The organism is Alcaligenes sp. PF14, assembly GCF_037150615.1.
In the GTDB taxonomy this organism is placed as follows: Bacteria; Pseudomonadota; Gammaproteobacteria; order Burkholderiales; family Burkholderiaceae_B; genus Alcaligenes; species Alcaligenes phenolicus.
In genome coordinates, this window is record NZ_JBAGRS010000003.1 from 79,707 (window position 1) to 100,926 (window position 21,220).

General features: G+C 58.6%; 16 protein-coding genes. 6 read left to right on the plus strand and 10 right to left on the minus strand.

The window, feature by feature from the left end; all coding sequences use genetic code 11:
- The first annotated feature begins 2 nt into the window (after window positions 1–2).
- Together WFM49_RS07450 and WFM49_RS07455 are read left to right on the plus strand one after the other, a co-directional pair.
- A complete protein-coding gene (locus tag WFM49_RS07450) occupies window positions 3–1,184 on the plus strand; it encodes a 5-(carboxyamino)imidazole ribonucleotide synthase (protein WP_031232980.1) in 1,182 nt (393 codons plus the stop codon).
- Window positions 1,177–2,202, plus strand: a complete 1,026-nt coding sequence (locus WFM49_RS07455; protein ID WP_336972614.1) for an L-threonylcarbamoyladenylate synthase — start codon at window positions 1,177–1,179, stop codon at window positions 2,200–2,202. Before WFM49_RS07450 ends, WFM49_RS07455 begins: the two co-directional genes overlap by 8 nt.
- Before the next feature lie 64 nt (window positions 2,203–2,266).
- Here WFM49_RS07455 and WFM49_RS07460 read toward each other — a convergent pair whose 3' ends face one another.
- Window positions 2,267–3,082 (minus strand): alpha/beta fold hydrolase, encoded by an 816-nt coding sequence (locus tag WFM49_RS07460; protein WP_336972616.1) that lies wholly within the window; start codon window positions 3,080–3,082, stop codon window positions 2,267–2,269.
- A 372-nt stretch (window positions 3,083–3,454) separates the two neighbouring features.
- Here WFM49_RS07460 and WFM49_RS07465 point away from each other — a divergent pair, with 372 nt between their 5' ends.
- Window positions 3,455–3,901, plus strand: coding sequence for a MaoC/PaaZ C-terminal domain-containing protein (locus WFM49_RS07465; RefSeq protein WP_022983440.1), 447 nt, complete (start codon window positions 3,455–3,457; stop codon window positions 3,899–3,901).
- A 263-nt stretch (window positions 3,902–4,164) separates the two neighbouring features.
- On the opposite strand, the gene WFM49_RS07470 is transcribed toward WFM49_RS07465, so the two are convergent.
- Window positions 4,165–5,358 carry an acyl-CoA dehydrogenase gene (locus WFM49_RS07470; RefSeq protein WP_022983442.1) on the minus strand — a complete coding sequence of 398 codons (1,194 nt, stop codon included), beginning with the start codon at window positions 5,356–5,358 and terminating at the stop codon, window positions 4,165–4,167.
- A 290-nt stretch (window positions 5,359–5,648) separates the two neighbouring features.
- On the opposite strand from WFM49_RS07470, the gene WFM49_RS07475 reads away from it, so the two are divergent.
- Together WFM49_RS07475 and ggt are read left to right on the plus strand one after the other, a co-directional pair.
- Entirely contained in the window at window positions 5,649–6,530 is an 882-nt protein-coding gene (locus WFM49_RS07475) for a LysR substrate-binding domain-containing protein (protein WP_239055160.1), read from the plus strand.
- Window positions 6,527–8,272: a gamma-glutamyltransferase gene (gene ggt, locus WFM49_RS07480; protein WP_336972622.1), complete on the plus strand. Its 1,746-nt coding sequence runs from the start codon at window positions 6,527–6,529 to the stop codon at window positions 8,270–8,272. Before WFM49_RS07475 ends, ggt begins: the two co-directional genes overlap by 4 nt.
- A 307-nt stretch (window positions 8,273–8,579) precedes the next feature.
- On the opposite strand, the gene purU is transcribed toward ggt, so the two are convergent.
- From purU to WFM49_RS07505, 5 genes are all read right to left on the minus strand, one after another.
- Window positions 8,580–9,434: a formyltetrahydrofolate deformylase gene (gene purU / locus WFM49_RS07485; protein ID WP_164837966.1), complete on the minus strand. Its 855-nt coding sequence runs from the start codon at window positions 9,432–9,434 to the stop codon at window positions 8,580–8,582.
- Window positions 9,435–9,459: 25 nt separating this feature from the next.
- Window positions 9,460–10,575, minus strand: a complete 1,116-nt coding sequence (locus tag WFM49_RS07490) for an NAD(P)/FAD-dependent oxidoreductase (protein ID WP_336972624.1) — start codon at window positions 10,573–10,575, stop codon at window positions 9,460–9,462.
- A gap of 88 nt (window positions 10,576–10,663) precedes the next feature.
- Window positions 10,664–11,176 carry a flavin reductase family protein gene (locus tag WFM49_RS07495; protein WP_009455106.1) on the minus strand — a complete coding sequence of 171 codons (513 nt, stop codon included), beginning with the start codon at window positions 11,174–11,176 and terminating at the stop codon, window positions 10,664–10,666.
- Between the two features lie 39 nt (window positions 11,177–11,215).
- Window positions 11,216–11,848, minus strand: a complete 633-nt coding sequence (gene pdxH, locus WFM49_RS07500) for a pyridoxamine 5'-phosphate oxidase (RefSeq protein WP_009455105.1) — start codon at window positions 11,846–11,848, stop codon at window positions 11,216–11,218.
- A 9-nt stretch (window positions 11,849–11,857) separates the two neighbouring features.
- On the minus strand, window positions 11,858–12,529 hold the full coding sequence (locus WFM49_RS07505; protein WP_009455103.1) for a gamma-glutamylcyclotransferase: 672 nt from the start codon (window positions 12,527–12,529) through the stop codon (window positions 11,858–11,860).
- Between the two features lie 252 nt (window positions 12,530–12,781).
- On the opposite strand from WFM49_RS07505, the gene WFM49_RS07510 reads away from it, so the two are divergent.
- Window positions 12,782–13,582: a tRNA threonylcarbamoyladenosine dehydratase gene (locus WFM49_RS07510; RefSeq protein WP_009455101.1), complete on the plus strand. Its 801-nt coding sequence runs from the start codon at window positions 12,782–12,784 to the stop codon at window positions 13,580–13,582.
- Here WFM49_RS07510 and WFM49_RS07515 read toward each other — a convergent pair.
- Genes WFM49_RS07515 through uvrA form a run of 3 tightly spaced genes read right to left on the minus strand, consistent with a single transcriptional unit; the run spans window position 13,559 to window position 21,007 of the window.
- Window positions 13,559–14,209: an aminotransferase class IV gene (locus tag WFM49_RS07515; protein WP_266108121.1), complete on the minus strand. Its 651-nt coding sequence runs from the start codon at window positions 14,207–14,209 to the stop codon at window positions 13,559–13,561. The two genes, WFM49_RS07510 and WFM49_RS07515, sit on opposite strands and share 24 nt — an antisense overlap.
- Before the next feature lie 10 nt (window positions 14,210–14,219).
- Entirely contained in the window at window positions 14,220–15,332 is a 1,113-nt protein-coding gene (gene pabB, locus WFM49_RS07520) for an aminodeoxychorismate synthase component I (RefSeq protein ID WP_336972631.1), read from the minus strand.
- Window positions 15,305–21,007, minus strand: coding sequence for an excinuclease ABC subunit UvrA (uvrA, locus tag WFM49_RS07525; RefSeq protein WP_336972634.1), 5,703 nt, complete (start codon window positions 21,005–21,007; stop codon window positions 15,305–15,307). The genes pabB and uvrA overlap by 28 nt, the downstream gene beginning before the upstream one ends.
- Window positions 21,008–21,220 lie beyond the last annotated feature (213 nt).

Here is a 21,220-nt window from a genome sequence, read left to right on the forward strand (position 1 = left end):
TGATGACCCCCATGACTGATGTTGCCCTTCTGGTCCCTGGCTCCTGGCTGGGCATGATTGGAGGCGGCCAACTGGGCCGCATGTTCTGCCATAGCGCCCAAAGCCTGGGCTACAAGGTGGCCGTGCTGGACCCGGACACCCTTAGCCCTGCAGGCGCAGTGGCGGATCTGCATATCTGTGCGGCCTACGATGACGCACAAGCGCTTTCCCGTCTGGGGGACTTGTGCCAAGCCGTCAGTACCGAGTTCGAGAACGTCCCGGCGCAGTCCTTGCTGACCTTGGCCCAGCACACACGAGTCACACCGTCTGGTGATGCCGTAGGCATTGTGCAGGATCGTATTCGTGAAAAAGCCTTTATCGCGCAGGCCGGTGTGCCGGTGGCCCCCTATGCGGCCATCGAAAGTCTGGACGATTTGCAGGCCGCTGACAGCGCCTTGTTTCCCGGTATCTTGAAGACGGCACGCTTTGGTTACGACGGCAAGGGCCAGGCTCGTGTAGCAGACCGTGAACAGGCTCTGGCTGCTTTCAAGGAGTTCGGTTCTCAGGCCTGTGTGCTGGAAGCCCTGCAACCCTTGAAGTCCGAAATTTCGGTTGTCCTGGCTCGTGGCCTGGACGATCAGGTCAAAACCTTCCCATGTGCCCGTAATGAGCACCGTGATGGCATTTTGGCCGTGTCCACCATCAGCGCCCAGTTTCAGGATGATGCCTTGTCCGAGCAGGCCCGTCAGGCGGCTGCCGCTATCGCCCGTACGCTGGACTACGTGGGTGTCTTGTGTGTGGAGTTTTTCATTCTGGAAGATGGCCGTTTGTTGGCTAATGAGGTGGCTCCCCGTCCGCACAATAGCGGTCACTACACCATGAATGCTTGCGTCACTAGCCAGTTCGAACAGCAGGCTCGTGTGATGGCGGCTTTGCCCCTGGGTGACACCGGCGCTTTGTGTCCTTCCATGATGCTCAACATCCTGGGCGATATCTGGTTTGATGAACAGGGCCAGATGCGTGAACCTGATTGGGCTGCCTTGCTGGCTGTGCCTGGCGTGTCCTTGCACCTGTACGGCAAGGCCGAGGCCCGTGTTGGCCGCAAGATGGGTCACGTCAATATTGTGGGCGAGTCGGATCAGCAAGTGCGTGAACGCACTGCCCGAGCCGCCGCTGCCTTGCGTATCGCGTTTGATCATGAGTGATTCCACCCGTAGCCCTTCCGAGCAGCAGATAGAGCAAGCCGCCCGTGTGCTGGCACAAGGGGGGCTGGTGGCCTTTCCAACCGAGACGGTCTATGGTCTGGGCGCGGATGCAGAAAACCCGGCTGCAGTGCAACTGATTTACAAGGCCAAGGGCCGCCCTGCGAATCATCCCTTGATTGTGCACGTGGCCCCGGGTGCCGACCTGCGTTACTGGGTGACGGATATTCCGCCCGTGGCGCAGCAATTGATTGATGCCTTCTGGCCGGGTCCCTTGACGCTGATCTTGCCGCGCAATCCGGCTATTCCGGATACGGTCAGTGGCGGGCAAAGCAGCATTGGTATTCGTTGTCCTTCCCATCCGGTGGCTCAAGCCTTGCTCAAGCGCATGGCAGAACTCAAGCCCAGCGGTCAGGCCGGTGTGGCGGCGCCTTCGGCCAACAAGTTTGGTCAGGTATCGCCTACGGCCGCCAAGCATGTGCGCGATGAATTTGCGGACATGAGTGCAGAGGAACTGCTGATTGTGGAGGCGGGCCCGTCGGAAGTGGGTATAGAGTCCACCATTGTGGACGTCTCGCGTACCCATCAAGGCGTGGGTGCGGTGCTGTTGCGGCCCGGCCATATCACGGCAGCCATGATTGCCGAGGTCATCGGCTACGAACCCGCCAGTCCGGATCAACAAGCCCCGCAAGTGTCGGGCAGCTTGAAAGCGCATTATGCGCCCCGTACGCCTTTGTCCTTATTTGATGAAAGCAGTGCGCCAACGGTGCAGGCTGCTTTGGCCGAAGGGGGCAAGCAGGCCATTGTTGCCTTTGCCTCTTTGCCGCCTTTTTCGGCGGATGTACACGACTGGTATGTGTGCAGCCCGGATGCGCAGCTTTATGCCCAGGATTTGTACGCCATGTTGCGTCGTCTGGACCAAGGCCAGTATCAGCATATTTGGGTGCAGCGTTGCCCGGATACGCCAGACTGGCAGGCGGTCAATGACCGCCTGGGCCGAGCAGCCGCCGCCTTTGAGTAAGGCTGCTGTTTAGTAGGCGTGTGTGCTTTAGGGACTGAGCTTAGAGACTGGGTGAGTTCGCTGTTTAGCGGGCTGTTCGCTTCAGAAAGTCCACAATTGCCTGGTTCACCTGCGCTTCCTTATCCCGGTAGGGCAGGTGACCGCATTGCTCCAGCTCCAGCAGCTCCGTGTGCGGCACCAGCTTCTTGATGCGACGGATTTGCTCCAGCGTGCCGTATTCATCATCCACGCCCTGAATGGCCAGAATCGGGCAGGTGATGCGGCTGACGTCCTCTTCGATATTCCAGTCCCGGAATTGGGGTTCCGTCCAGGTGGCGTTCCACCCCCAGAAGGCGGACTCCACATCATCGTGATAGCGTGCCAGTCGCTCGCGTAAAAAACCTTGCTCGTAGGCTTCGCGGGCGACCAGAATGCCGCGCAAGGAAATGTCTTCCACAAACAGGTGCGGGGCCATCACCACAATGCCTTGCAGCTTGTCGCCAAAGCCGCTGGCTGCCAGCAGGGCAATCGAGCCACCATCGCTGTGGCCGACCAGCATAATCGGGCGCTTTTGGCCGTCCTCGCCCACTTGTTCCAGCAATTGCGGCAGTACGTCCAGTGCCTGTTCGTGCAGATAGTCGGGCTCTTTGGGGCTATTGTCGGGGCGCGGGGTACTGCGGCCATATCCGTAACGTGAGTACATCAGACCGCTACAGCCGGTTTGTTCGCATAACTGTGCCGGCCAGTCTTTCCACATGGCAATCGAACCCAGACCCTCATGCAGAAACACCAGCAAAGGGGCCGCGACCCGCTCGGGGAAAATGCGTTGATATTCCAGTTCAATGGCTTGTGAGCCCTGAGTCAGGCTCGCAAATTGCAAAGATGAATCGAGTGTTGTCATAGCCTTGGTTGTGCATAGCCCCGAACAAACCGGGCGCTCAGGTAATTAGTAATCAGGAAACTCTCTTTATGCCATAGATTGGTATAAGACGCACAGGCTGGCTTCTCCTGATACCGGATGTGGACAGTTTGCTGCGGTTTGTGGCGCAGTAGGGGCAGGGGCTGCAAATTCTGGCAGAGATGGTAGAGTGGCGCTCTCGATCTTTTTTGCCGCCGGGCCGTCCCAAGGTGAAAGCTCCCCCTTGGGGCAGCAAGCCGAAGGTGTAGCGTGGGGGCTTTTTTTTGTCGCCGGGCCGCCCCAAGGCAAAAACTCCCCCTCGGGGGGCAGCAAGCCGAAGGCGCAGCGTGGGGGCTTTTTTCGTTGTACAACAACATGAAATTTGCTGAATTTGAAGTGGGTATGGTCATCAAGCACCCACTTGTCCCTGTGACTCGCGAAGAAATGCTGGAATTTGCCCAGAAATACGATCCGCAGTCCTTTCATATTGACGACAAGCAGGCCGAAGAAGGCCATTGGGGCGGTTTGATCGCCAGCGGTTGGCTCACTTGTGGCAAAACCATGCGCATGGCCGTGGATTCTGCCTTGCACGATTCCGAGTCCTTTGGTTCGCCCGGTCTGGAGCGTCTGCGCTGGGTCTTGCCTGTGCGAGCCGGTGATTCAATCCGTCTGGAGGCCACGGTGGTGTCCAAGCGTGTGTCCAGCAGCCGTTCAGATCTGGGCATCATTCGCTGGAATTGGAATGTGTTCAATCAGCGTGATGAGCTGGTGCTGGAAATGGAAGCGACCAGCATGTTTGAGTTGAAGTCCGAACAAGAATAAAAAGACCCCCACCGCATAGTTTTGGTTTACCAACTTTCCAGCGGCCACTTTGTTCTTGAGACGGCCCTGCGACTGGAAAGAGCCTTCATTCCAGACCTTTTGCCCGCTGCTTATGAAGGGATGCTGTTTACCTCGAGTCTTTCGGTAGTAATAACCGCAAATGCAGACGGGAGAGAAATCCCCTTACAGCATGTAATTCACCAGTTTGTTCGGGTTGAAACGGACAAGGGCAAAGCCTTTGGCTTTGCCCTGTTTGGTTTGCTTTAGAAGAAAGCCTGAATCCCGGTTTGTGCGCGTCCCAGAATCAGGGCATGTACGTCATGGGTGCCTTCGTAAGTGTTCACCACTTCCAGATTGACCAGGTGGCGGGCAATACCGAACTCGTCAGAAATACCATTGCCGCCCAGCATGTCGCGTGCCAGTCGGGCAATATCCAGTGCCTTGCCGCAGGAGTTGCGCTTCATGATGGAGGTGATTTCGACCGCTGCTGTTCCTTCGTCTTTCATGCGTCCCAGACGCAGGCAGCCTTGCAGCGCCAGTGTAATTTCGGTCTGCATATCAGCCAGTTTTTTCTGGATCAGCTGATTGGCCGCCAAGGGGCGGCCAAACTGCTTGCGGTCCAGGGTGTACTGGCGGGCGGTATGCCAGCAGGATTCGGCGGCGCCCAAGGCACCCCAGGCAATCCCGAAGCGGGCCGAGTTCAGGCAGGTGAAAGGGCCACGCAAACCCGAGACATGGGGCAGCATCTGGCTGTCTGCAATCTCCACATCGGCCATGACGATTTCGCCGGTCAGGGAAGCACGCAAGCCTACTTTGCCGTGAATGGCCGGGGTGGACAGACCTTTCATGCCTTTTTCCAGAATGAAGCCGCGGATCTTGCCGTCGTCGTCACCACCCACGACTTTGGCCCAGACCACCAGCACATCAGCAATGGGGGAGTTGGTAATCCAGGTCTTGTTGCCGCTCAGACGATAGCCACCGTCCACTTTTACAGCGCGGCTTTCCATGGCGCCGGGGTCTGAGCCATGATTGGGTTCAGTCAGGCCAAAGCAGCCAATCCATTGGCCGCTGGCCAGCTTGGGCAGATATTTCTGTTTTTGTTCTTCGCTGCCAAATTCAAAAATCGGCACCATGACCAGAGAGGATTGCACGCTCATCATGGAGCGGTAGCCTGAATCCACACGCTCCACTTCGCGGGCGATCAAACCATAGCTGACATAGTTCAGACCAGCGCCACCGTAGGCTTCGGGAATGGTGGCCCCCAACAGGCCCAGCGAGCCCATCTCGGCAAAGATGGCGGGGTCAGTCTGTTCGTGGCGAAAGGCCTCCAGTACGCGTGGCAGCAGCTTTTCCTGTGCATAGGCGTGGGCGGCATCGCGCACCATGCGCTCTTCATCGCTCAACTGCTGATTCAACAGCAGGGGGTCGTCCCAATGGAAAGAGGGATTGGCAGACATAGAGGTACTCCGGGAAGATCAAAGAGGGTCAGTCAGGTGGAGCCTGGATGGGCGCCATCAGTCTGGAAAATAGAAAAGAGCTGCTTAAGTATCGCTGACAGTCGCCACTATGAGCAGCAAGCGCATCATCAGGTGGCTGTGAATCAGCGAGATCAATATAAAGTCTCAGCATAGTGTGCATAAAGCGCACAAGGCAATTGATAAAATTGCACAATGTCGTGTTCTGGCGTAACGATCCGGTCCTGCACTGAATGAGGAGGGCGGAGGCGGCATGATTAAGAGGAAGACCTATGAGACAAGGCGTACCCAGTTTGGGCGCATTACAGGCCTTTGAGGCCACGGCCCGTTTGGGGACTTTTTCCCGTGCGGCCGAGGAATTGTCCTTGACGCATAGCGCGGTGTACCGGCAGGTAAGCGGCCTAGAGCAGCGGCTGGGTGTGACCTTGCTGACACGGGTGCGGCGGCGTCTGGTGTTGACTCCGGCAGGGCGCGATTATGCTGCTCGCATCCGTCACCATCTGGAGCAAATCGGCAAGGATACTTTCAGCCTGATTGCACGCGCCGGTGTGGGCCGCAGCATCCATCTGGCCGTGTTGCCTACCTTGTCGACCGTGTGGTTGATGCCGCGTCTGGCCCGTTTCTCCCAGCGCTATCCGGATATCACCGTCAGCCTGTCCGTGCGTACCACTCCGTTTCAGTTTGGCGACCACCCCTTTGATGCTGCCATTTATCATGGACGGCAGTTGTGGCCGCAAACTGAAGGGATCAAGCTGTTTGACGAAGGCGAACTGGTGCCGGTCTGCTCGCCCAAGCTGGCCGCCAGTGGCGATTGGCAAAAGCTGGTTCACCTGCATATGTCCACTCGCCCCGATAGCTGGTCGGACTGGTATCGATCTGCCGGTCTGGAGCCTGATTTGCGTGTCAGTTCCGGCCCGCGTTACGAGCTTTTCAGCCTGGTGATGTCGGCATTGCATGCCGACATGGGCGTGGCCTTGATGCCGCGTTTTCTGGTGCAACAGGCGCTGGAGCAGGGCGAGCTGATCATGCCGCTGGATCATGCCATGCCTGTCAGTGAGGCCTATTTTTTTAGTTATCCTACGGCCAATGAGCCCAGCGAAGCGGTGCTTTTGCTGGAACAATGGCTGCTTGAGTACCAAAAGGAGAACACATGAGATTGCACTGGAAACCGGCTCTGTTGTCGGCTGCCTTGACCTTGGCTCTGGCGCTACCTGCGCATGCTCGGGAAGCAGCCAGCCAGCATTTGAACCCGGAAACCGCCAGCAGTGTCATGCAGCGTGACAAGCTTGTCACCCAGAAAAGCATGGTGGTGACGGCACATCCTTTGGCGACGCAAGCGGGTTTGCGCATCCTGGATCAGGGAGGCAGTGCGGTGGATGCAGCCATTGCGGCTCAGTTGGTTCTGGGGCTGGTGGAACCACAGTCTTCCGGCATTGGCGGTGGCGGCTTCTTGCTGATGTTCCAGCCCAAGACCGGCCTGATGAGCTATGACGGACGGGAAACGGTGCCCGCAGCCAGCAGTCTGGATCGCTTCGAGCTGGACGGTAAAATCATGTCCTTCAAGCAGGCGGTCAATAGTGGTCGTTCGGTAGGCGTGCCGGGTTTGCTGCGTGCCCTGGAGTTGATGCATAAAGACGGTGGCGTGCTGCCGTGGGCGAATTTGTTTGACCCGGCGATTGAGCTTGCCGAGGTCGGTTTTGAGGTCAGCCCACGCTTGAATACCTTGATTGCCGATAATCCTGAACTGGCTGACAAGGCGGCTACACGTGCCTATTTTCTGGACGAGCAAGGCAAGCCCTGGCCAGTTGGTCATCGTTTGCAGAACAAGGAATACGCGCAGGTGCTGCGCTTGTTGGCCAGGCAGGGTGCACAGGCTTTTTATCAAGGTGAACTTGCCCAGGATATGGTGGCTGCCGTCGCTGCCGATCCCATTGCGGGTGATCTGGCTGTGTCTGACTTGACGCAGTACCGCGCCTTGCGTCGTGAACCCCTCTGTATGGACTGGCAGCAAGTGGCTCTCTGTGGCATGGCACCGCCCAGTTCCGGGGCTATCAGTGTGATGCAGATGCTGGGTATCTTGCAGCACACGCCCATTGCTGCGGCGAAGCCGCAATCTGTGGAAGCGATTCATTATTTTTCCGAAGCAGGGCGTTTGGCTTTTGCGGATCGGGATGCCTGGGTGGCTGATCCGGCGTTTGTGTCTGTCCCTCAGCAGGCTTTGCTGGCTCCGGAGTATCTGAAATCCCGCGCTGCCTTGATTCAGCCAGACCGATCCATGGGACATGCTCAACCGGGTAAGCCCTTGGCCGACTCACAAGCCCCCAGCGACAACACGCCCGAGCTGCCTTCCACGACGCATTTGTCCGTGGCGGATGCCAAGGGGCAAGTGGTGTCCATGACCACTTCGGTCGAGTCAGCTTTTGGTAGCAAGATCATGGTGCATGGTTTCTTGCTGAACAATCAGCTGACTGACTTTGCCTTGAGCCCCAAAGACGAAATGGGACGCCTGTCCGTGAATCGGGTGGAACCCGGCAAGCGTCCACGTAGTTCCATGGCACCGATGATGGTGATGCAGGATGGCCGTCCTGTCATTGCCCTGGGCTCACCCGGTGGCAGTGCCATCATTCCTTACGTAGCTCAAGCCCTGACCGGCATGTTGATGTGGAATCTGGATGCTCAACAGGCAGTCAGCCTGCCCCATTACGGCAGCCGCAATTGGGCGACAGAGCTGGAGGCTGGGACCGCTGTGACGGAACAGGCGCAGGCTTTGAGGGCAATGGGGCACGAGGTGCGTGAGCAGCCTTTTCCTAGCGGTACGCATGTGATTCGCTGGACTCAGGAGGGACTGGAGGCCGGGGTAGACCCTCGGCGTGAAGGTTTGGCGTTAGGGCAATAAGCAGAGCTTGTAGCCGTGTACCCGAGGTAAATATGGGTCTTGCCGACGAGACATGCTGCAAGCGTATGGTGGACGTCAGTATGCGGGAGAGGTTGTTGGCGATTTGAAGCAGATACTCGTCAGAGATTGGCAGAGACAGCAGTCGATCATTGCCTGAGGCTGGTAGAGCTAATTGCCAAGTAGCTAGCAGGCTCAAATCGTCTGGCATTTTGAAAAATGGGAGACCATTAAAAAGCCCTCAATGCGTGGATCTGTATCCACAGCATTGAGGGCTTTTTTAGGCTTAAGGTAGGCCTGATCTCGCTGCTTAGCGGAATACCACCGTGCGCTGATCGTTCAGCAAGATACGGTGCTCCACGTGGGCGCGCACGGCACGGGCCAGAACCAGAGACTCCACATCGCTACCGATCTGGGTCAGTTCGGCTGGGCTGACCGAGTGGGTCACGTGTTCCACGTCCTGCTCGATGATCGGGCCTTCGTCTAGGTCAGCTGTTACGTAGTGGGCGGTAGCACCAATAATCTTCACCCCGCGAGCATGTGCCTGATGGTAGGGGCGTGCGCCCTTGAAGCTGGGCAGGAAGCTGTGGTGAATATTGATGGCGCGGCCAGACAGGGATTGGCACAGATTGGTGGACAGAATCTGCATGTAGCGGGCCAGCACAACCAGATCAATCTTTAGATCACGAGCCAGGTCGATGATTTGCTGCTCTTGCTCGGGGCGAGTTTCCGGTGTCACGGGCAGGTGATGGAAGGGGATGCCGTAAGAAGAAGCCAGACCGGCGTGGTCGGTATGGTTGGAGGCCACAGCAGCAATTTCCACCGGCAGTTGGCCGCTATGGGCGCGGAACAGCAGATCGTTCAGGCAGTGGCCTTGGCGGCTGACCAGGATCAGCAGGCGGGCTTTACGCTGGGCGTCATAAATATTGGCGTCCATGCTGAATTTTTCAGCAATGGGGGCGAAGCTGGTTTGCAGCGCGTTGACGTCCTGCTTTTCGGGCAGGGAAAACTGGATGCGCAGGAAAAAGCGGTTGGTGGCGGCGTCGCCGAACTGCTGTGCCTCAAGAATGTTGCCGTTCTGCTCAAGCAGCCAGCCCGATACGCTGTGGACAATGCCGGTACGATCCGGGCAGGATAGGGTCAAGATGTAATCGTTCATCGACAGTATTGTAAAGATTTCAGAAAAGTTTTTAAGCTGCCTGGGCCAGGGTTTCTTGGCTGTGTTGTGCAATCGCTAAACACGCGGTCAGGCCGGGCGATTCGATGCCGAACAGATTCAGCAATCCAGGTATGCCGTGCTCGGCGGGACCTGAAAAGACAAAGTCGGCTGCCGCATGACCTGCGGGCACAATTTTAGGCCGGATACCGCTATAGGCGGGGTTCAGGCTGTTATCGGGCAAAGCGGGCCAGTATTCACGCACAGCGGCGTAAAAAGATTGGCCTCGTTGCGGGTCCATATCGTAGTTCTCGTCCTGTACCCATTCGGTGTCCGGGCCAAAGCGGGCTTGACCGGCCAGATCCAGCGTCAGATGCACACCCAGCCCGGCTTTATTGGGCATGGGGTAGATCAGGTGCTTGAAGGGCGAGCGACCCGCCAAAGAGAAATAGCTGCCTTTGCACAGATAGGCATTCGGGATATGGCTGGCATCCAGCCCCTCGATCTGGCGTGCGGCGGCGACCGCGCCCAAACCAGCCGCATTGATCAGATGGGTGCTTGTCAGGCTGAACGCTTCTGCGCCACCCACATGCACTTCGAAACCTTGTCCGGGCAGGACTCGCGCACTGACAAAAGGCGTATTGAAGACCAGTTGGGCTCCGTGGTTTTCTGCATCGCCTTGCAGGGCCAGCATCAAGGCATGGGTATCTACAATGCCGGTGGAAGGAGAGAGCAGGGCGGCGCTGCAATTCAAGGCCGGCTCCAGAGCCTGGGCCTGGGCGGCATCCAGCCACTGCAAATCGTCTACGCCACAAGCGTGCGCCTGGGCCTGCAGCTTGAGCAGATCGGCTTCCTGTTCGGGCGTGGTCGCCACAATCAGCTTGCCGCAACGGGCGTGGGCTATATGGTGCTCCTGGCAGTAGTCATACAGCCGGGCCTTGCCTTCTACACACAGGCGAGCCTTCAGGCTGCCCGGCGTGTAGTAAATGCCCGCGTGTATGACCTCTGAATTGCGGGAGCTGACGCCATTGCCAATGCTGGCGGTTTGCTCGATCAGCAGAACCTCCATGCCTTGCTGGGCCATTTGTCGGGCGCAGGCCAAACCTACGACTCCCGCTCCCAGCACTATGCAATCGACATCGTTTGCCATGAATCAGGACCTTATTGGCGCGTTGGAGCAAAAGGCGTAGTGTACTCCCGCCATGCTGTCGTCGTCAGGACCGCGTTGCAACACCCCGTCACGCCAGGGAGGGAGTCAGGTCAAAGTCGCCCGCATGGTAGATCAGGGGCTGATGGGCGCTACGTTCGCAGTGGGTGACTTCACCGATAAAGATCAGGTGATCGCCTGCCTCATGCACGGCATAAGGCTTGCACTCGAACCAGGCACTGCAACGCTCGTCGTCCAGCATGAGCAAGCCGTGCGGGGAACGCTTGATGGGGTGATCGCGAAAACGCTCGGCCTGATCGCCCCAGGCAAAGCGCTTGGCCAGCGATAGCTGGCTGGCTCCCAAAACGTGAATCACGTAGCCCTGGCCGTCCACAAAGTGTGGCAGGGACTGGGAGCGCTTGGCCAGCGACCACAGCACCAGAGGTGGGTCCAGGGAAACAGAGTTAAAGGAGCTGACGGTCAGGCCAATGGCCTGATCCGGGTGGTCTTTGTTGGCACCGGTCACGACCGTCACGCCAGTGGCGAAACGGCCCAGTGCCGAACGGAAGAAGTCGCTATCGAAGGTAGAAGAAAAAACAGTCATTGCATCAATGCTGAGGGCAGGCGTCCCCAAGGGAACGGCTTAAGGAGCCAGTCGGCTCACCTGCCAGTCAGATGTGTCCTTGCGGTCGAACACCAGCCTGTCGTGCAGGCGCGAGGCACGGCCTTGCCAGAATTCGACATGGTCTGGAGTCAGTCGGAAGCCACCCCAGTGTTCAGGGCGGGCGGGATGTTCACCTAAGCTTTCAGTGTACTGCTTGGCACGGGCATCCAGCTCTGCGCGGCTGATGGGCTGGCTTTGCGGCGAGGCCCAGGCACCAATGCGCGAGCCCAGAGGACGGCTGTGAAAGTATTCGTCGGACTCGGCCGCACTGATGCGGCTGATGCGGCCTTCAAAACGCACCTGGCGTTGCATGGAGGCCCAGAAAAAGGACAGGCTGGCCCACGGGTTATGGTCCAGGTCCGTACCCTTGCGAGATTGGTAGTTCGTAAAGAACACCAGGCCTTGTTCGTCGTAACCTTTGAGCAGAACAATGCGCGCCGATGGGCGACCTTCCGGGTTCACGGTGGCCAGCGTCATCGCCGTGGGTTCGACTTCCTTCAGCTCAATCGCCTGATCCAGCCAGCGTTGAAATTGCTGGCTAGGATCGGCACAGAGTTCGTTTTCGCTCAGGGAAAAGCGTTCGTATTCGTTACGCAAATCGGCAAGGGACATGGGGCGCTCTCAGGCTTGTTGAGGATTAAGCAGTGCAGTCTGGCTCTGTAGTAATTGAACCACTGATTGCAGGCGTTTATCCAGAATTTTAGAGCGTTGCAGCGCCGAGGCGGTTTCCATGACGTATTCGATGCAAGGGCCGTTGGTTCCCTGGGCCGAGTACACCACTTGTCGCAGCTGTTCGTCCGGCATACGGGGGACGTAGGCGTCGGTCTTGCGGTTCATGGTAAAGACCAGGGCACGAATATCGCCCTGGCTGGTGCGGCAGCGCAACCAGCGAGGAATATAGGCACCGCTGGGCATCTCGCGCAGCCATAGGGCGTCAAATACCTTGGGTACGCTTTCGGCGGGAATACGAAAGGCCATGCCCCGGCAAGAACCGCCTACATCCAGCCCGAAAACCAGACCGGGCTGCTCGGGCGTACCGCGGTTGATACGTGACCACAAGCACAGCGCCCGGTGGTAACCGCGCAGCAAGGCTTGGCGCTGCTCGGCAAATTCAAAATCGGGACGCCAGATCAGAGAGCCGTAACCATAGACCCACAGGTCCTGTTTTTCACACCACTGCACCTCTTCCAAGGATTGACGCAAAGAGGCGTTGCGCTCTTCGTCAGTCAGGACACGAAAGCTGCACGGTGTGGGTACGGCGGAAGGCGAGGCGGAAATAGAATCGATGTTCACGGCAAAAAGGGGTGGTAAGCCAAAATCACAGATGCTTGAAACCTATGACAATTGTAGAGCAAGCACAGTCCACTGTAGCGGGCTTTGATGCTGATAACTAAGGAAAAATACTAATTTGCTTATATGAGTGTTGCTATTTGGCAGGGCCCAGTCAAGCCACCAGGGCATAAGGCCCGTTTCACAGGCTGGTCAGGGGCAATTAGACGTAGAATTAACGGGTTTGGCCGCATGGGCCGGTGATGGACAGATTGCATGACAGAGCAGCACAACATGGATGCCGAACGCCGTTTCGGCGGTTTGGATCGTTTGTATGGTGCCGGAGCGCGAGAGCGTCTGGCGGCCGCCCATGTGATGGTGGCGGGTATCGGGGGCGTGGGAACCTGGGCGGTGGAAGCGCTGGCCCGTTCTGCTGTGGGCCGGATTACCCTGATTGATCTGGATAATATTGCCGAATCGAATATCAACCGCCAACTGCCTGCCCTGGACAGCACCTTGGGCATGGCCAAGATTGAAGCCATGGCCCAGCGCATTGCGCAGATCAATCCTCAGTGTCAGCTGCAGCTGATTGAAGATTTTGTCACTGAGGATAATGCGGCCAGCCTGATGGAGCAGCGCCCCGACGTGTTTCTGGATTGCACTGACCAGGCTAGTGCCAAGATTGCTCTGATCTTGCAGGCCAGGCGCTGCAAGGTGCCCCTGCTGAGCTGTGGCGGGGCAGGAGGCAAAACTGACCCGCTGACGTTGCGCCGGGGAGACTTGTCGGTAGCATGCCATGATGCCTTGCTGGGCAAGCTGCGCCAGATCCTGCGCAAGCAGCATGGCTTTGCGCGTGGCAGCGATGCTCAGGGCCGCGCCTTGAAGCGTGTGCCTCGCATGGGAGTGGATTGCCTGTGGTTCGAGCAGGAAACGCGTCTGCCACAGAACTGGACCCAGGCCGAAGACGGTGCGCTGCAAGGACTGGCCTGCGCGGGTTATGGCTCCGGGGTCACTGTGACGGCCAGCATGGGCATGCAGGCCGCCGACTACGCCTTAAACCGGATACTGAACCAGTAAGGCGTCCTGCCAGCCACGCAAGGCATTCGAGACTCGGATTGCCTTGGCGTTCAGTAAATCCTCCAGGGAAATCTCGGTTTCACGAACCAGCTTGCTATTGAGAAGCGCCTGCCGTTGCACGCCGGGCAAGAGCCAGCCTTGGGCGGGCGGTGTCCACCACTGGCCCTGTTCGTCCTGAATATAAATATTGCTGCGGCTGCCTTCACAAACCCGATTCTGTGTATCCAGATAGATCACATCAAAGATTTGGGGATGCTTTTCCAGCAGGGCGCTGGCCTCTTGATACCAGGGGCGATGCGTCGTCTTGTGCGAGAGCAGCGGGTCCTGAGCGGGCAGGGGTGTGCGGGACAGGCATAGCTGTAAGGGGCCTTCCAGTGCTGGCAGTGCGTTCGCCTGTGCCTGGGCGCTGGCGTCGGCACCCCACAAGATACGCAGTCGCAAGGGTGTGTTGACCGGAGCCTGGCCCAGCGCCGTATGCATGGCCTGCAACCAGGTTTGTGCATCCCAGTCGTAGCCCAGTTCCGTGCAGCTGCGTGCCACGCGCTCCAGATGCAGTTCCAGCAGGGGGATCTGGCCGTCCGCGTCTACCCGCAAGGTTTCTATCAATTCAGGTTTGCTTTGGCTCATGATGCTGCCTTTAAGTCAGTGTTACAGGGGTCTGCAAGACACGTGCTTTCCACAAACACTCCAACCATTCCTGGTCCGGGTCCGAATCCAGCACAATGCCACCGCCCACGCCAAATGTTCCTTGACCATGATTGTTCAGCTCCAGACTGCGGATGCTGACATTCAGGGACAAGTCGCCCTGGGGGCTGAGATACCCCACCGAGCCACAGTAAATACCGCGTCGCTGCGTTTCCAGTTGGCGTATGCATTGCATGGCGGCCAGCTTGGGGGCGCCGGTAATCGAACCACAGGGAAACAGAGCGCGTAGCAGGGTCTCCAGGCTGCAGTCCGGGTCTACCTCTGCCTGAATGCTGGATGTCATGGTCCAGACCGAGGCATATTGCTCTACATCGAACAAGCTGGTGGTTTGTACGGTGCCGGTGCGGGCTACCTGGCCCAGATCGTTGCGCAGCAAATCCACAATCATCAGGTTTTCAGCCAGGTCTTTCAGGCTGCTCTGCAGATCATGGGCGTTTTTCTGATCTTGAACCGGGTCGGTATCGCGCGGGCGGGTGCCTTTCATTGGGCGGGTCCGCACAGTGTTGCCACGTTTTTCCAGAAACAGCTCGGGTGACAGCGACAGGATATGACGATCACCCAAGTCCAGATACGCACCGTAGGCTACAGGGTGGCGGCTGGCCAGTGCGGTATAGAGATCACGCGGTGCCATGCCGGATTGAATGCTCAGGGGCATGGTGTAGTTGATCTGGTAAAAATCCCCGGCCTGCAAACCTTGCTGAACCTGGGCCAGCGCATCCCGATAGTCTTGCTGACTGATTTGCAGGCTGACCTTCAACTCGGGCTGTGCCTGACTATCCCATAAAGCCACTTCCTGAGCCTGCTCAAACACTAGCGCGTTCAGGGGCGCATGGGGCGCCGCATCACGCGCAGACAGACGGGGTTCGAACAGCTCGGCCAGTTCGTAGTCCAGTGCCAGGGCCACCCAGTGGCCAGCTTGACGAGCCTGTTCGATTTTTTCAAAAGCAGTACTTAAATCTTCAGGGCTACGAGCCTGGATATGGCCCAGGTAGCCCTGCATTTCCAGCGCATAGCCTTTTAGTCTGTCTTCAAATCGGCCATACATGCGCCGTGTTCCTTTAAAAATTCCGCCAAGGCCATGCCGGTATGCGAGGCATGGTTGGCCTGTACTTGATCCGGCGTGCCTTGAACCACCAGCCTGCCGCCGCCCGAGCCGCCTTCGGGGCCCAGATCGACAATCCAGTCTGCTTCGGCAATCAAATCCAGATTATGTTCAATCACCAGCACGGTATGGCCGGCATCGACCAGTCGGTGCAGCACCACAATCAGCTTTTCCACATCCGCCATGGACAGGCCTACGCTGGGTTCGTCCAGCACGTACAAGGTGTGTGGAGCCTTGTAGGCTCGGCCTGTGCGAGTCAGACCTTCGTCCAGACGGGCCTTGACCAGTTCGCTGACCAGCTTGACGCGCTGCGCCTCGCCACCGGACAGGGTGGGTGAGGGCTGACCCAAAGTCAGATAACCCAGGCCCACGCTTTGCATCAGCTGCAGGGGGCGCAATATTTTAGGATGTGCGGCAAAGTATTCAACCGCCTCATCCACATCCATTTGCAAAAGCTGACCGGCGGAGACGTCGCGCCAGGTCACCGCCAGTGTTTCCGGATTGAAGCGCTGGCCGTGGCAGGCGTCACAAGGCACCTTCACGTCCGGCAGGAAGCTCATTTCCAGGGTGCGCATGCCTTGGCCTTCGCACAAGGGGCAGCGGCCATCGCCGGTGTTAAAGGAGAAGCGTGAGGCGCTCCAGCCGCGCAGACGGGCATCGTTGGTGTTGGCAAACAGTTTGCGCACCTCGTCCCAGAAGCCGATATAGGTGGCCGGGCAGGAGCGGGGTGTTTTGCCAATGGGGGTCTGGTCCACTTCCAGCACGCGGTCCAGGCTTTCCCAGCCGCTGATGCTGGAACAACCCTGCCACACCGGTTTTTCTTTGCTGCCGACCACGCGCTGCAAATTATCCAGCAGTACATCGCGGGCAAAGGTGGACTTGCCGGAACCTGACACGCCCGTCACCAGACTGAGCTTGCCCAGCGGAATACCGGCCTGGACCTTGTTCAGGTTATGCAGGCTGGCATCGTGCACCGTCAGCATGGGTGCATCGGCCTGGACGGGACGGCGTGCCTGCATGGGGTGCTTGAGCGGCTCGCGCAGATAGCGGCCAGTCAGCGAATTGGGGTTGGCCTCGATTTCTGCCAGTGTGCCCTGGGCGATGACTTCACCGCCGCGTTTGCCCGCACCGGGGCCCATATCAATAATGTGCTGGGCACGGCGTATGGTGTCTTCATCGTGCTCGACAACCACCAGCGTATTACCGTTGCCTTCCAGACGCGCCATGGCGTTCAGCAGAATCTGGTTGTCGCGCGGGTGCAGGCCAATGGTGGGTTCGTCCAGCACGTAGCAGACACCCTGCAGGTTTGAGCCTAACTGGGCCGCCAGACGGATACGCTGGGCTTCCCCACCCGACAAGGTGGGGGCGGCACGATCCAGCGCCAGATATCCCAGGCCCACTTCGTGCATGAAGTCCAGACGGCTGCGGATTTCGTTCAGAATGTCGCGCGCAATATCGGCCTCGCGGCCACTCATGTTCAGGCTGCCAAAAAAGGTCTGCGCTTCATCCACGGGCAAACCGGCCAGCTTGGCAATGGATTGGTCGCGCCATTCAAAAGCCAGAGAGACCGGGTTCAAGCGTTGGCCGTGACAGCTTGGGCATTCCACGGCTTCGCCTTCGTAGCCGTTATTCCAGCTGTTTTCCTCGCCCGTTTGTTCCTGGTCGAAGCCGGTCAGCTTCAAGCCCGTACCAAAGCAGTCCTTGCACCAGCCGTGCTTGGAGTTGTAGGAGAACATGCGTGGGTCCGGCTCGGGGAAGCTGGTGCCGCAGCACGGGCAAGCCCGCTTGACGGAGAAGTGTTGCTGGCTGGCCGTGGACAGCGGTTGACCTTGTCGGCGTTGCTCCAGCGACATGGAACCCGATGGCGTCAGGGGAGCCAGCACACTGAAGGAGCCGTGACCCAGCTCCAGCGCCTCGCGTATGGCTTGGCGCAGTTGCAGTTCATGGCGTGGATCAATAATCAGGTCGGCCACCGGCAGTTCCAGCGTGTGTTCGCTGTAACGGTCCAGGCGCGGCCAAGGGTTGACGGGGATGAACTCGCCATCCACGCGCAAATGGGTATAGCCCTTGCCCTGCGCCCATTTGGCCAGGTCGGTGTAGTAGCCCTTGCGAGCGGTGACCAGGGGAGCCAGCAAACCAATATGCTCACCCTTATGATCACGCAGCAATTGCGCGGCGATTTGCTCGGCCGTTTGCGGGGCCACAGGCACATGGCAGTCCGGGCAGTATTGGGTGGCCAGCTTCACATACAGCAAGCGCAGGAAATGGTGGATTTCCGTCATGGTGGCCACGGTGGATTTGCGACCCCCACGGCTGGTGCGCTGCTCAATGGCAACGGTAGGTGGAATACCGTAAATCGCGTCCACATCGGGCTGACCGGCAGGCTGCACAATCGCGCGGGCGTAGGCGTTCAGGGACTCCAGGTAGCGGCGTTGACCTTCGTTAAACAGAATGTCGAAGGCCAGGGTGGATTTGCCCGAACCGGAGACACCCGTCACGACGGTGAAGGTGTTGTGCGGGATGTGCACCGAGATGTTCTTCAGGTTGTGTTCGCGTGCATTCAGGATGGCGATCTGGCCATCGTTGCTGCCGCCCGAGCTGGCCTTGTAATCTACCTCGGGTTCCTGGAACAGGGCCGAGCCTTTACCCAGAATGGCTTGTTCGTATTCTTTCAGGGCATGGCCGGTGTGCGATTGCTCCAGCGCCATGATGTCGCCAGGCGTACCCGTGCCCAGCAATTGGCCGCCATGTTCGCCGCCTTCGGGGCCAAGATCAATAATCCAGTCTGCCGCGCGGATCAGGTCCAGATTGTGCTCAATAATCAGCAGGCTGTGACCAGCGGCCAGCAGCTTGCGGAAGGCGCGCATCAGGCGGGCAATATCGTCAAAGTGCAGGCCGGTGGTGGGCTCGTCGAACAGGAACAGATTGCCTTTCTTGGCGACCTTCACCTGGCTTAGACGGGTGCGCGAAGCCTGGGCCAGATAAGCCGCCAGTTTCAAGCGTTGTGCCTCACCGCCCGAGAGCGTAGGCACAGGTTGGCCCAGTTTCAGGTAATCCAGGCCCACATCGGCCAGGGGTGCCAGGCCGGTTTGCACATCGCGCAGGCCTTCAAAGAACTCCATGGCCTGATGCACGGTCATGTCCAGCACCTCGTCAATCGAGGCGCTGCGACCAAAGTGTTCGATACGCACTTCCAGCACTTCGGGGCGGAAGCGCTTGCCATCGCAATCCGGGCAGCGCAGGTACACGTCCGACAGGAACTGCATTTCGATATGTTCAAAGCCCGTGCCGCCGCACGTTGGACAGCGGCCATCGCCACTATTGAAGCTGAAGGTGCCGGGCGTGTAGCTGCGTTCTTTGGACAGCGGAGCCTGGGCAAACAGCTTGCGGATAGGGTCAAAGGCACCGACATAGCTGGCCGGGTTGGAGCGGGCCGTTTTGCCGATAGGCGTCTGATCCACCATCACTACTTCGGCAATTTGCTCGGCGCCTAGCAAGGCACCGTAAGGGCCAGGGGCTTCCGTTGGTTTGCCTTGTTGTTTCAGGATGGCCGGGTAGAGCACGTCCTGAATCAGCGTGGACTTACCCGAGCCGGAGACGCCCGTTACGCAGACCAGACGGCCCAGCGGAATGGAGACGGAGATATGGCGCAGATTGTGTGCGCTCACGTCTTCCAGCAGCAGGCGCGGGGTGTTGTCGGCCACAGGCATAGGGCGGGGCGATTCGATGCTCAGCTCGCCACTCAGGTAGCGGCCTGTCAGCGTTTCTGCACCGCGCAAGGCTTGGGGCGAACCATCAAACAGAATCTGACCGCCACGCTCGCCAGGGCCGGGGCCCATGTCCAGAATACGGTCGGCAGCCACCATCACTTGCGGGTCGTGCTCGACCACCACCAAGGTGTTGCCATTGCCGCGCAGACGATGCATTACTTCAATAATGCGGTGCATGTCGCGTGGGTGCAGGCCAATCGAGGGCTCGTCCAGCACGAACAGGGTGTTCACCAGCGAGGTGCCCAGTGCCGTGGTCAGGTTGATACGCTGCACTTCTCCGCCAGACAGGGTGCGGCTTTGGCGGTCCAGGGACAAATAAGACAGGCCCACATCGCACAGATAATTCAGGCGGGACAGGGTTTCCTTCAAGAGCAGATCAATGGCCGCATCGCGTGCATCGCCAAAGTGCAGGCCTTGGAAAAAGCTGCGTACGTGCTCTATAGGCAAACGCATCAGGTCCGGAACGCTCAGGCCGGGCATGGCATCCAGTTGCTCGCGCAGCCAGTTGGAATGCACGGGCATGAAACGTGGGTAGCGGGAATCGGCGGGGGCCGCCTGATCGCCTACACGCCACAAGCTGGCTTCGGGTTTCAGACGCGAGCCGGCGCAGGCCGGGCAGGTGTTGTAGCTGCGATATTTGGACAGCAGCACACGCACGTGCATCTTGTAGGCGCGCGACTCCAGCCAGTCGAAAAAGCGTTGCGCGCCGTACCACTGGGTTTTCCAGGCCTGATTGCCGCCTTTCCAGTCCGGGGTGCCGTTAATCACCCAGTCGCGCTCTTCCTGGCTCAAGTCTTTCCAGGGCACGCTCAGGCGTACACCGGCTGCCGGAGCGTAGCGCTCCATCTCGACCTGACATTCTTTGTAGCTGGCTGTCTGCCAAGGGCGGATCGCACCTTCCAGCAGGCTTTTGCTGGGATCGGGAACGACCAGGCCGTAATCAATACCCATCACGCGGCCAAAGCCACGGCAGGATTCACACGCGCCCAGGGGCGAGTTGAAGGAGAAGGTGCTGGCTACGGGCGTGCTGTATTCAATATCGCACTGAGCACAGTGCAGGCCCTGGCTGAAACGCCAGGCGGTTTCCGGGCCATCGACACTGGCCGAAGCATACACCGTCAACTTGCCTTGTCCGTGGCGCAAGGCCGCTTCGATCGCTTCCATGAAACGTTCCGGCTCTACCGTGCTGGCACGGAAGCGGTCCTGAATCACATAGAGAAGCTTTTGCTCCGTGGGGGCGGCTTTGCTGCTTTTGCCCTTTTTCGTGCTGCTGCTGGCTGTGACGGTCTGTGTTTCTTCGTGGTGCAGGCGGGTGTAGCCCTGCTGATGCAGCAAGGTTTCAATTTCTTGCTGCGTGAAGTTGGCCGGAACCTTGACGGCAAAGGTCAGAACCAGGCGTGGGTCATCGTGGTCCTCTGCCAGCTTGCGAATCTGCTTGGCGATGCTGTCGGCATTGTCGCGGCGCACAGGCTGGGCGCACTGGCGGCAATACAACTCGCCCAAGCGGGCGTACAGCAGCTTGATGTAATCGTTCAGCTCCGTCATGGTGCCCACGGTGCTGCGCGAGTTGCGTACCGGGTTCACCTGATCAATGGCAATGGCGGGCAAGATGCCTTCAATGCGATCGACCTGAGGTTTGTCCATGCGGTCCAGGAACTGGCGCGCATAGGGGGAGAAGGTTTCTACATAGCGTCGTTGGCCTTCTGCATACAGAGTGTCAAAGGCCAGCGAACTTTTGCCTGAGCCGGAAACGCCGGTAATAACCAATAACTCGCCCGTTTTGATACGTACATTCAGGTTTTTCAGAGTGTTCTGGCGGGCGCCAAAAATGCGAATTTCTGAGCTCATGGCAAGGTCGGCTTTCTGGAGAGGGCAGAGTAGGGAAGCGGCAGCGAAAAGGCCTGTCAAACAGGCCCCATGCGCCAGTGAGAGCGGTACACGCCAGCAAGGTGTTGCCAGGGATGCACACTCTAGCCTTTGTATCTTAACGCGGATTACGGTAGAATTTCTGGTTAGCTATTGCGCTTTTGTCGGGATCATCCGGCAGGGCTTACATTAAGA